This is a genomic window from Aneurinibacillus tyrosinisolvens, assembly GCF_001015055.1.
GTDB classification, from domain to species: domain Bacteria; phylum Bacillota; class Bacilli; order Aneurinibacillales; family Aneurinibacillaceae; genus Aneurinibacillus_A; species Aneurinibacillus_A tyrosinisolvens.
In genome coordinates this window covers 43,677-54,730 of sequence record NZ_BBWZ01000034.1, presented here as the reverse complement: position 1 = coordinate 54,730, position 11,054 = coordinate 43,677, and the positions used below count along the sequence as shown (strand labels likewise).

Below are 11,054 nucleotides of genomic sequence, written 5' to 3'. Positions count from 1 at the left end.
GCGGACGTCGAAGCGGGCGCAGTGGACGCAGTGGACGTAGCGGACGTCGGAGCGGGCGCAGTGGACGTAGCGGACGTCGAAGCGGGCGCAGCGGGCGTCGCAGTGGGCGCAGTGAACGCAGTGGTAGAACGGGCTGGATTATATGGCGCCGTCGCTCTATAGGGCGTCGCCGCACAACGGGTCGTCGCCGTACTACAGGTCGTCGCCGTACTACAGGTCGTCGCCGTAGAACCGGGCGCAGCTAAGTTTATCAGGTCATAGAAGATAACATATATAGGAGGTGATAGCATGGCTGGTTTTTTTGATGATGAATTCAGTATTATCCTTGTACTCTTCATCCTCCTGGTAGTTATCGCGTGTGCGTGTGATTAATGAATGGTAAGAGCCAGCCTGGGCCAGGCTGGCTGCTTTGTTTACATACTCTGAAGGTTTTAAAAAGCCTCTTCGATAAGTGGCTCCTGCAGATTACTTATTTCACGAATATCTTTTTATGGTTGGTTGCGATTAGGCTGTGGATTTTTATTTCCTCCACGTGCGCCTAAAAGACCCGCTAATCCTAATAATCCCAGCCAGCCCCAATCGCGGCGTCTGGCACCATCAGGTGCAGCGGTAGTTCGAGCACCTCTATTATCGCCTCGATAACCAGCCGTATTCGTGTAACCATCCCGGTAACCCGCTGTATTTGTATAACCATCTCGATTACCTGCCGTGTTCGTGTAACCATCCCGGTTTCCAGCCGGATTTGCATATGGATTATTGTTAGTTGTACCCATATCCTCAGCAAAAACCTGAGTTCCCAGAACAGTTGTCAGCATGAAGGCCATCAGTGCAATTTGCAGTTTTCTCAGCACGGCTAATTAAACCCCTTTTTTCTTAAATTTAACTTCAAAATTTATATTTTACATTTCGTTACTTTTTATACGTCCTGCTGTAAAGATTCGATATTTTAGAGCGCGGTGCAAATAAAGGAAAAAATAAAAAGACCGAGCAAGCTGGTCTTTTTATTTTTTCCTATAAAGAGCATTTAGTAAGATTGAATACAGCCTTCTTAAACGAGTCTTCTTTCCAACTCGTTTAAAATTCCCTTCCCTTTTTCAGCACTTATTAAATCCAGCTGAACGGTGAAATCAATAATGCGGGATAACCCAAAAATTTGCGTATCCAGAACTTCTTCATAAACGGGACAGCCTGGATTATTTAGATTGTCTTTCTGTATCTGAATTAAGCGTTCAATTTTTTGTACTTCAGCCTTCAATAACGCTAGCGTCTTCTCATTTATATGCATGCTTACGATTCTCCTTCGATTTCTATCCACGCTTGGGACCACTTTGCAATTTCACTTATTACAGGCTCCAGGGCGAGGCCTTTTTCCGTTAAAGAATATTCTATCCGAACAGGAACCTCCGGAAAAACCTGACGGTTGACAATCCCTTCGCTTTCTAAATCCTTCAGCCTTTCCGATAAGAGCCTTCCGCTAATAGGAAGATCCGCTTCAATGGTACAAAATCGCTGAGGGCCAGAAAGAAGGTGGGAAATGATTAAGCCAGTCCAACGTTTACTTAGGATTTGCATCCCTTTCTCAAATCTTGGACAGAGTAAAAATGGGTTCATGTTATCACCTCAATCTCCTATTATTATAATACTTTATTACCTTTATTAAATAAATTACTTTTCGTAACTAATCTGTATTGACGTTCGTTTGTTATTATTATATACTAACTTACGAAAAGTAAACAACAAACTTCAATGTAAGGAGGTTCAAAGAATGGTTCCGTCTTTATTTTTAGCGCATGGTTCTCCCATGATCGCGGTTGAAGATACTGAATACACTCGTTTTCTTAAAAATCTCGGTGAACAAATTAAGCCAAAAGCCATTGTGATTTTTACCGCACACTGGGAAAGTAATGTTCTTGCCATTTCTTCTATAGATGGTGTATATGATACCATTTATGATTTTGGTGGATTTCCGGATGAACTGTATGCGATGAAGTATCCGGCGAAAGGCTCAAGCAAATTAGCCTCCATGCTGGAAGAGAGGTTCAGAAAACAGGGAATAACAGTAAGGAAAGATACTACAAGAGGATTAGACCACGGTTCCTGGACACTGCTCCACCATCTGTATCCAAAAGCGGATATTCCTGTGGTTCAGGTCTCGGTCAATCCTTACCTTTCTCCGGGGGAGCAGTTCAAAATCGGCGAGGCCCTTCAAGGACTTGGGAAGGAAGACATTTTGATTATCGGCAGCGGGGTGACAGTCCATAATTTACGGATGGTGAAATGGGAACAAACAACTGCAGAACCGTGGGCGATTGAATTTGACGATTGGCTGATCGAAAAGGTACACAACAAAGATTTGGATTCGCTTTTCAAATACGATGAGCAGGCGCCTCATGCCCGCCTGGCTGTTCCACGGGCGGAACACTTCGTTCCTTTCTTTATCGCGATGGGAAGCGGAGACCCGCAGGCAAAAGCAAAAGTAATTCATCAAAGTTATGATTTAGGCACGTTAAGCTATCTTTGCCTGCAATTTTAATTATCGATCTTATAAAAATTCTTTTAGGGAGAAGTTGAAAATATGGTTAGAAAATATGAAACAGGTGCACTTATTCTTCGTTTGGTGATAGGGATTACATTTTTCATTCATGGCCTGGCTAAATTCCAGATGGGTCTCGGTAATACTGCGGGATTCTTTCAGAGTATCGGGGTTCCAGGGTTCATGGCTTATATCGTGGCCACGATTGAATTAGTTGGCGGCCTTGCGATGATTTTAGGCATCGGAACACGTATTGTATCGATTTTATTTGCCCTCGTCATGGTTGGAGCCATTGTTACCGTTAAACTCGCTGTTGGATTTATGGGCAACGGACAAATGGCCGGATATGAGCTGGATCTGGCTCTACTGGCACTCTCTATCTACCTTGCAATTAGCGGAAGTCAATTGTATTCCCTCGACTCCTTATTCCGTAAAACAGAAAACCTGTAATACGTAAATAGTACTTGTGGGCAGTAAAACAACAGCCGAACCTAAATGGTTTCGGCTGTTGTTTTATAAGTTTGATAAAAGCAAGGTTTCTAGTATTGAATAATCCACAATCATTCCTCTTAGGCTACTGTATCCTCTACTTGATGGGCAACTTCCAGAAGGTTGGTAATGTATTCTCCGTCTTTTAGAATGACTTCTAATTTACTGTGATCCTGCAATACTGTAATATCCTCTAGTGGGTTTCCATCAACAACGACGATATCCGCGAGCTTTCCGACTTCTATAGTGCCCAATTCATCTTCCATCTCCATGATTTGGGCACCATATTTTGTAGCAGAGACAATTACGTCCATCGGATCCATGCCAACCAGTTTTACAAAGTGCTCCAAATCTCTTGCATATCCGCCATGTGGACACCACTTGAATCCGTAATCTCCACCCGGTAAGATACGAACGCCAGCTTGATAGAGACGTCTCATATTTTTGAGGGCAATTTCCAATCCTTCTTTATACCCGGTAGCGTCAATCGCTTCCTGTCCAAAGTATTTAGCGCCTTCTTCAATCGTGGAAACGAGCCAGTTTAAACCAGGTACAATGAAAAGTCTATCTTTGTTTTCCACTACCATTTCAAACACTTCATCATTAATAAAGTCCGCATGAGCAATAATATCAACTTCTGCTTCTACACAAATTTTTACCGAATCCGAGGAACGCGCGTGTGTATAAACTCTTTTTCCGCGTGCGTGCGCTTCTTCGACAGCAGCCCGCACTTCTTTATACGTATAAAGCGTCATTTCATTACGGGCGTGCGGTGTAAGACTCTCACCGCTTACATTCAATTTGACGAGATCGGCCCCTTCTTTAAATAGGCTTCTTACGGTGCGGCGTACCGCATCTTCCCCATCAGCCAGAATCGATAATCCACTTACCTGTACGTGACTTGGGTGTAAATCAGTGAAGCTTCCTGTCGCGGAAACTTCAGCTCCATTCGCAAGCAATCGAGGGCCAATGAGACTGCCACGGTTAATGGCATCACGGATTGCGATGTCCACCCGGCCTCTGGCGGCAGCACTTACACAAGAAGTATAGCCGCTCTTAACCATGATTTCGGCATTCTTAATCGCCGCAACCATCGTTTCTTCAATCGGCGCAAAATCAATATCTTGAATGTAGAGGGAATTGTTCCAGGTTAAATGAGTATGCGCTTCTGTCATACCAGGCATAATGGTTTTACCATTCAATTCAATAATGTCAATATCTTGAGATTGATACTGGGATGGAACTTGTAATCCGGGACCAACAGCAGTGATTCGATTCCCTTCAATTAATACATCAATGCCAGCTTTCTCTTTTTGTCCTGTGCCGTCAATTAACAAGCCATTACGTAATAATTTTGCCTTCATAAATACATCCCCTCTCAATATATTGAATTTTCAATCTAATTTTCCTAAATGTATGCCCTTACAATTTAATGGATTTGACATTGCTAGTCCAGAAAGCATTCGTTATCCTTCCGAACTAGCAATGAATTTTAGAGCGTGGTCAAAAAGGTTAATAAAGCACGGTTAACATCATTCGGTTTTTCAATAGTTGCCCAGTGGCCGCAGTCTGGGATTATCTCTAACTTTGCATTGGAAAAACCTTTATAAAGCTGTTGAGCCATCCGAATCGGGCTCGTTTTATCTTCATCTCCTACAATCAGGAGAACAGGCTGCGTTATTTCCTCATGCTCAATGGCCTTGCCATCTGCAAGTGCTCTGCATGATGCCGCATAGCCTTCCGAATCGTTCCGCTGTAACAATTCACGTACTAATCCCACAAGCGCAGGATTTGCAAATTTAGTATAAGCGGACAAACCGCCTTCAGTAATTGCGTCAGCTACCGCATCCATCCCTTTTTCTTTTACCAGTTCAGAGCGGGCGGCTAATCCATCTTTACCTGCAGGCGGAATTTCAACAATACCGCCAACTAGGGCAAGGCTTTTCACTTTTTCCGGGTAGCGGGTTGCAAAATGCTGAATGATAAGAGTGCCCATGGAATGTCCGACTAAGTGGGCGGAATCTACGTTTTCTTGCTCAAGAAGGTCTTTCAAATCTTCTACATATTGGCTAATAGAGTATTCTGGATGAGAAGTTTCTGTACGGCCTGATCCTCTCAAATCATAGGTTATTGTTTTATAATACCGGGAACAAACGTTTACCTGGCTGTTCCAGATGTTTAAACTTCCACCTAACCCATGAACAAATACGACTACATCACCGGTTCCTTTAACTTCATAGTTAATTTGAAGGCTATTCATTTGACTAAGCACCTATGTACCTCCTCCATTTTGAATTAAAATTGGTTGTGAAAATATAAAATTGGTCGAACCATGTTTATAATCCATATAATAATGGACACCTACCGACTTCGTCAACAAAGATTTTAAATTTACAAAAAATTTTTCGTTGCAAATAAAAAAACAAGCCCGATGGAAAACTTTAAGCTTGTTTTCATAAGTTCAATTAGTCCCCTAACATGTTTTCACGTACATTTTTTAAATGCTGCAAGGTTAAAAGCTGCGCCTTGTGCGAATCACGTTCATGGATAGCTTGATATATAGTATGGTGTTCAATATGGTATTGTTTCATTTTATCCGGATTCAAACTTCTTTCCTTTAGTGTTCCCCATAACTTCTCTAGCCTTACGTTGTTTATAATGTTAACCATGTGTAACAGGAACGAATTTTTAGCAGAGAGGGCAATGGCATAATGAAATTGGCCATCCAGCTTCTCAAACTGCTGGATGTCCGTATTCTCGATTGCCGTATCAAACTCAGCTAGTATGCTCTTTAACGAAATAAAATCTTCCTGAGTCGCCCTTAATGCCGATAAATGGGCTAAATACGGTTCAAAGGCATACCTGGCTTCAAATACTTCAGATGGACTTGTTTGTTTCGATATTTCTGCAAATAAACCGTCCATGCTGGAGAAGCTGATGTTCTTTATAAAAGTCCCCTGCCCTACCTTGCTTTCAATAACCCCAATAATCTCTAATGCCCGTAATGCTTCTCTTACTGTTGCCCGGCTAGTCCGGAACTTTTCTGCTAATTCACGCTCGGAAGGCAATCTGGAATCCACCTTTAAAACACCTTTTTCAATGTTATCTCTTATTTGATTAGCAATATCCAGAAAAGCCTTATTTTCACCAACGGGTGTGAAATTTATATCTAATGCTTTCATTTCATCCCTTCCCTTCACTTCGTTTACTCTCTCTGGATCTAAATAATACATTTTGGCTGCCCATTACGTCAAATATCGGCTCCAATAAAAGTCTATCTTGACTATGAAAGGCAAGTAGGATACGATTTTATCAATAAATGGTTAGACCAATTATAAAAATCGGTCCCGATTTGTTGGAAATTATGTTAAGGAGGATACATGATATGTATTTAGCAACATTTTTACATGATGGACAATTAAAGTTTGGATTTAGAACAAAAGATGAAAATTCAATCGTTGATGCTGCGGCGGCGGAAAAACAGTTTTTTCCCCATCCTCTTCTGCCTGAAACTTTGCGTGAAGTAATTGAGAATCAGGAAGCGGTAGCGAGACTAAGAGAGCTCAACAATGAAATATCGGAAAATTCAGCCAATTACATAGTACCTTTATCTGAAGTAACACTTCAAGCTCCTCTTCCGGATCCTAAAAGGGACATTATTTGTTTGGGTCTTAATTATCATGAGCATGCTCTTGAGTACACCACAGCAATGGAAGAAGCAAAAAATGTGCCCCAGTATCCTATTGTTTTTAGCAAAGCGACGACAGCCGTTATTGGAACGAATCAAGAAATCAAAAGCCACCGCAATGTGACAAATCAAATCGACTACGAAGCGGAATTGGCGATTGTGATTGGCAAAGAAGGAACAAACATTTCAGAAGAAGAAGCTTATGACTATATCTTAGGTTACACCATTATAAACGATGTAACTGCACGTGACCTGCAAAAAAAACATAGCCAGTGGTTCCTTGGAAAAGGATTAGATACCTTTGGGCCTATGGGACCTTACCTTGTAACGGCGGATGAAATCCCTGCGCCTGTTCATTTAAATATTCAATGCAGAGTAAATGGGGAAGTAAGACAAAATTCGAACACAGAACTCCTGATTTTTGATATTCCTACCATTATTAAAACCGTTTCAGCCGGAATCACACTGCAGCCTGGAGATATCATTGCTACAGGAACTCCTAAAGGTGTAGGAATTGGCTTTCAACCCCCAAGATTCTTACAAGAGGGTGATATTGTAGAAGTTGAAATTGAAAAAATCGGGGTTTTAACGAATACGGTTGCAAATTAACATTACTTTAGGGGTGATAAAGATGTTAGATAAATCATTATTAACCAAAACGACTGTTGATTATACGGATGAGCAGCTGGATGCCATTGCAAACGGCTGCTGTCCTAAATGCCTTCCTACATTCAACAGATACCGAATTCTTGAAGCTTCTTATAACACCGAACTGAATATGGAGTTACTCCATGTTAAATGTTCCAACATTGTTGAGTGTGAATGGGATGAACAGATTCCAAATAGCAGGCCGGATCCTGGACTTGAAGGATTTTTCACTTCTTAAATCACCCTTTTACCTCTAATGAGTAAGGCTGGAAGGATTATGGGGAACCTTAAAGATTCGAAATTTAAGTAAAGAAAGGATGTAGTTTAAAATATTTGAGCAGTATATTTTTCTTTATAAAAACAGCCGGACCCGAAGTGAAGGGGTCCGACTGTTTTTTGATTACGGATTAACATGTATATCCTTAAGTTGGAGCGGTGCCTTCCCAACTCTCAATTCCTTCTATTTCTTTTTCTTGTTTTCTGAAGCTATAGTATTTTTATTTTCCCCGGCAGTTGAAGAGTCCGCACGCTTGCTACCGGGTTCTTCTTTTTTGTTGTTCGCTGAAACGGCAGGGCTTTTATTATCTCGAATGCTAGAAGAGGTCGATTTCTCGACAGGATCGGCTTCCTTCGTCTCATTTAACAACTCAATGACGGTTTCCTTCGTCTCATTGATTAGCTCATTTGCCATATCTAAGATTTCTTTATCTTCTTCTGAAACTGGCAAGTCCGAAGGGGGAATTGAAAGTTCTTCCTCTTTACTGTCTATTAAATCAACGGTAGCCACGAAATCTTTATTTTCCTGAACAATCGGAAGATCCGAACGTTCAATACGAGCCTCTTCCTTCCTAATAATACCCTGTACTTCCCTGGTTTCCTGGACTCTGCGTTTACCAATGATTACTTCCTCAACGACCATTGGTGTTTTCGTCACTTCGATCCGCTCCTCTATAATAGGGACACGAATGACCTCACTCTCGTCCATCAGGGTGCCATCGAACTTGCCGTCTATAACAGGTCGCCGCTCTACATAAACTTCCTCACGGGTGAACGGAACAAAAACCGTTCTTTCTTCTTCCACGATTGCTTTACGCAGCTCTACCTCACCGACCTGTACGCGCTCCTTCGTTACGCTGAGTTGCTCTTCCCAAAGACGAACGGCTCTTTGCTCTTCGGTCTCGTACTGTGCCTCCGTACCGGTACTGTATGCCAAATCGATGGGAGCCAGGTTCGCATCAACCATTACAAGGATTTTCCCTTTATTCACCTCTGATTCATAACGCTTCGCGGTAAAATCCGGGATGCCCATTCCGGAGAGTTTATCCGCCAGTCCACTATCGCTGCTTACCATCCCACCTGTCATGACGGTAAAAAAACTCTCCATCATTGCACCGGCTAACGTACTGGCCGGCCTGCTGGATTCTACCCGTGCCCCGGTATTTGCCACCATCGGGACAGCACTTCTGTCCTGTGAGATGACCATGATGTCTGCTGGTTGGTACCCCTGACGCTTCAAGTCATTAATGGCATAAATAGCTTCCTGCTCTGAATGATAGGTTCCGACAATTCGTTTTCCCATTTTTTTGTCCCTCCTAAAGTTAATTACCTGGACATGTGGGTCGCTGAATGGACTGCTGGAAACAATTAATTATTTGTCCCCTGTTTAAAAGTACCCCCGTTTTCTGTGCTTTAACCATGTTAAATATTAAACATTTGTAAATTTCTATTTATTTTAATGCCTTCTTCTCGCCTGTCACTATGTACATAAGATTAATTGGTTCAATTGATTATGACAGAGCTGAACATCTTTTGAGCAAGGTAAAAGGGAGTAAGCTACTATTGCCTACTCCCTTTGTTGTTTCTTAATCTCGGCTTAATGAAATGTCACAATTTTGTTGAAGTCAAATCGGTGATGAGGGTATCCCTCACCATCAGGTTTTCCTATAGGAAGGATGCCAGCGAATTTCACGTGTTCAGGAAGCTTTAATAGTTCCTTTACCTTATCCTGGTCAAAACCCAGCATGGGATTACTTGCATAGCCGTATCCCTGAACAGCAGTCATCAGGAAGCCAAATGCGATGTTGGTTTGAGTTAATCCCCATTGCCCGCGTTCCTCAACACTCATACCATTAAAGAATGCTGATAAATTCGCTACTTCCTTTTCTTTTTGCTCTTCGGAAAGTCCAGGGTGAACAGTGTCTCGAAGATTTGCTAATACATCTTCCATGTCACTTGTTACAACAATGACTGCAGGAGCAGATGTAACCTGTTTTTGTCCGTAAGCTGCTTCTTCAAGTTTTTCCTTCAGGTTAACGTCTGTAACAACATGGAAACGCCATGGCTGCAGGTTCCATGCGCTTGGAGATAAACGTACAAGCTCAAAAATCTTCTGGAGATCTTGTCTGTCAATCGGTTGTTGGACAAATTTGCGAATACTATGCCGTGATTCAATTGCTTGCTGGACTGAAATGGTTTGTTCTGTCGTTTTCTGTGTCAAGTTCATCATCCTCTTTATAATATTTGTCCACTTATCTTCTCCATAAGAAAAGAATATACCCATTTTTCTGCTTGATTAGCGCTCTTTTCGAATATTTATTAGAAAAGAACGTAAGAACCAGGACCAATCAAAGCGACACCAATTGCCACAGCAATCAAAGTAAGGTTATACTCAAACCCACCTTCTGTTGCCCAGTACCCGTTTTTACCATGCACGGTAAAGATGGATACCAGCATGGTAATGACGATAAGAGCAGCTCCAACGGGTGTTAAAACGCCTGCTGCAAACAAAAGACCTCCGATCAGCTCCCCTGCTCCAGCAAGAAAGGCCATCAATACACCCGGTTTCGCACCAATCGATTCCATCCATCCAGCGGTACCTTTTAATCCATGTCCACCAAACCAACCAAATAATTTTTGTGCACCGTGTCCCATAAAAGTCAATCCTATCACTAAACGAATAATCAAAAGTCCAAGATTTATCATTTTAAATCCTCCTCTTATATTTTTTGTTCGTAACAAACTTTATGTAAGTATAATAAACTCTTTTTCTTACTTTTGTCAAGTAACTATTATAAAATAAAAAAGTTCCGTCTTAAAAATAGAAAGTTTTTAAGACGAAACCATTATGTTACCGCACAAGAATAATATGCCCAGCTGTATTATTTAGCTAATAACTTTAGCGATTCACGATTAAATGCAGGAATATCATCCGGTGTACGGCTTGTTACGATGTTCTTGCTTACTACTACCTCTTCATCTTTGTAGTTCACACCCGCATTTTTTAAGTCGTTACGGATTGACTTATAACCTGTCATGTCGACACCTTTTAATAAGTCAGTATCAATTAATACTTGCGGTCCATGGCAAATCGCGAAAACCGGTTTTCCTTCTTGGACGAATGCTTTAGCAAATTCACCAAAACGATCATCCGCACGTAATAAATCTGGAGAGAACCCGCCAGGGATGAGTAAGGCATCGAAGTCTGCAGGGTTTACTTCACCAATTCCTTTATCAATGGTGATAGTCTCCCCTTTTTTACCTGTTACCTGTTTGCCTGCTTGTTTATCAATCGTGATAACTTTATGACCAGCTTCTTTAAAAGCTTTAGCTGGTTCTGTATATTCTACATCCTCAAATAAATCCGTAACAATCGCAGCAATTTTTTTACTCATTGTAGACCAACCTCCTTAGTATGAC

Annotated in this window: 15 protein-coding genes; 5 read left to right on the top strand and 10 right to left on the bottom strand. The window is 41.6% G+C overall.

The features are described 5' to 3' along the window. The first annotated feature begins 288 nt into the window (after positions 1–288). Complete coding sequence (gene yjcZ / locus MBEAL2_RS30530; RefSeq protein WP_047154356.1) at positions 289–372, top strand: sporulation protein YjcZ; 84 nt, start codon at positions 289–291, stop codon at positions 370–372. Positions 373–488: 116 nt separating this feature from the next. On the opposite strand, the gene MBEAL2_RS33850 is transcribed toward yjcZ, so the two are convergent. The 3 genes from MBEAL2_RS33850 to MBEAL2_RS21830 all read right to left on the bottom strand — a co-directional run bounded on the left by MBEAL2_RS33850 (position 489) and on the right by MBEAL2_RS21830 (position 1,611). Further along, positions 489–815 carry a hypothetical protein gene (locus MBEAL2_RS33850; RefSeq protein WP_304511122.1) on the bottom strand — a complete coding sequence of 109 codons (327 nt, stop codon included), beginning with the start codon at positions 813–815 and terminating at the stop codon, positions 489–491. Between the two features lie 233 nt (positions 816–1,048). Next, positions 1,049–1,285, bottom strand: coding sequence for a DUF1507 family protein (locus MBEAL2_RS21835; RefSeq protein WP_047154354.1), 237 nt, complete (start codon positions 1,283–1,285; stop codon positions 1,049–1,051). Positions 1,286–1,287: 2 nt separating this feature from the next. After that, complete coding sequence (locus MBEAL2_RS21830; RefSeq protein ID WP_047154353.1) at positions 1,288–1,611, bottom strand: winged helix-turn-helix transcriptional regulator; 324 nt, start codon at positions 1,609–1,611, stop codon at positions 1,288–1,290. A 154-nt stretch (positions 1,612–1,765) separates the two neighbouring features. Between MBEAL2_RS21830 and MBEAL2_RS21825 the strand changes: the two genes are divergently transcribed. Together MBEAL2_RS21825 and MBEAL2_RS21820 are read left to right on the top strand one after the other, a co-directional pair. Further along, positions 1,766–2,533, top strand: coding sequence for a dioxygenase family protein (locus MBEAL2_RS21825; protein ID WP_047154352.1), 768 nt, complete (start codon positions 1,766–1,768; stop codon positions 2,531–2,533). 42 nt (positions 2,534–2,575) lie between these two features. Further along, on the top strand, positions 2,576–2,983 hold the full coding sequence (locus tag MBEAL2_RS21820) for a DoxX family protein (protein ID WP_047154351.1): 408 nt from the start codon (positions 2,576–2,578) through the stop codon (positions 2,981–2,983). Positions 2,984–3,102: 119 nt separating this feature from the next. On the opposite strand, the gene MBEAL2_RS21815 is transcribed toward MBEAL2_RS21820, so the two are convergent. The 3 genes from MBEAL2_RS21815 to MBEAL2_RS21805 all read right to left on the bottom strand — a co-directional run bounded on the left by MBEAL2_RS21815 (position 3,103) and on the right by MBEAL2_RS21805 (position 6,204). Then, positions 3,103–4,386 carry a metal-dependent hydrolase family protein gene (locus MBEAL2_RS21815; RefSeq protein ID WP_047154350.1) on the bottom strand — a complete coding sequence of 428 codons (1,284 nt, stop codon included), beginning with the start codon at positions 4,384–4,386 and terminating at the stop codon, positions 3,103–3,105. Between the two features lie 128 nt (positions 4,387–4,514). Next, on the bottom strand, positions 4,515–5,294 hold the full coding sequence (locus MBEAL2_RS21810) for an alpha/beta fold hydrolase (RefSeq protein ID WP_052947904.1): 780 nt from the start codon (positions 5,292–5,294) through the stop codon (positions 4,515–4,517). A gap of 193 nt (positions 5,295–5,487) precedes the next feature. Continuing rightward, positions 5,488–6,204 carry a FadR/GntR family transcriptional regulator gene (locus tag MBEAL2_RS21805; protein WP_052947903.1) on the bottom strand — a complete coding sequence of 239 codons (717 nt, stop codon included), beginning with the start codon at positions 6,202–6,204 and terminating at the stop codon, positions 5,488–5,490. Between the two features lie 203 nt (positions 6,205–6,407). On the opposite strand from MBEAL2_RS21805, the gene MBEAL2_RS21800 reads away from it, so the two are divergent. Together MBEAL2_RS21800 and MBEAL2_RS21795 are read left to right on the top strand one after the other, a co-directional pair. Continuing rightward, positions 6,408–7,319: a fumarylacetoacetate hydrolase family protein gene (locus MBEAL2_RS21800; protein ID WP_047154349.1), complete on the top strand. Its 912-nt coding sequence runs from the start codon at positions 6,408–6,410 to the stop codon at positions 7,317–7,319. A 22-nt stretch (positions 7,320–7,341) separates the two neighbouring features. After that, positions 7,342–7,596, top strand: coding sequence for a hypothetical protein (locus MBEAL2_RS21795; RefSeq protein ID WP_047154348.1), 255 nt, complete (start codon positions 7,342–7,344; stop codon positions 7,594–7,596). 222 nt (positions 7,597–7,818) lie between these two features. Here MBEAL2_RS21795 and MBEAL2_RS21790 read toward each other — a convergent pair whose 3' ends face one another. The 4 genes from MBEAL2_RS21790 to yraA form a co-directional block, all read right to left on the bottom strand. Continuing rightward, entirely contained in the window at positions 7,819–8,937 is a 1,119-nt protein-coding gene (locus tag MBEAL2_RS21790; RefSeq protein WP_047154347.1) for a YsnF/AvaK domain-containing protein, read from the bottom strand. Between the two features lie 294 nt (positions 8,938–9,231). Next, positions 9,232–9,855, bottom strand: coding sequence for a nitroreductase family protein (locus MBEAL2_RS21785; protein WP_236692976.1), 624 nt, complete (start codon positions 9,853–9,855; stop codon positions 9,232–9,234). Positions 9,856–9,953: 98 nt separating this feature from the next. Continuing rightward, entirely contained in the window at positions 9,954–10,340 is a 387-nt protein-coding gene (locus tag MBEAL2_RS21780; RefSeq protein WP_047154345.1) for a DoxX family protein, read from the bottom strand. A 176-nt stretch (positions 10,341–10,516) separates the two neighbouring features. Beyond that, entirely contained in the window at positions 10,517–11,029 is a 513-nt protein-coding gene (yraA, locus tag MBEAL2_RS21775; RefSeq protein WP_047154344.1) for a cysteine protease YraA, read from the bottom strand. Positions 11,030–11,054: the final 25 nt, after the last annotated feature.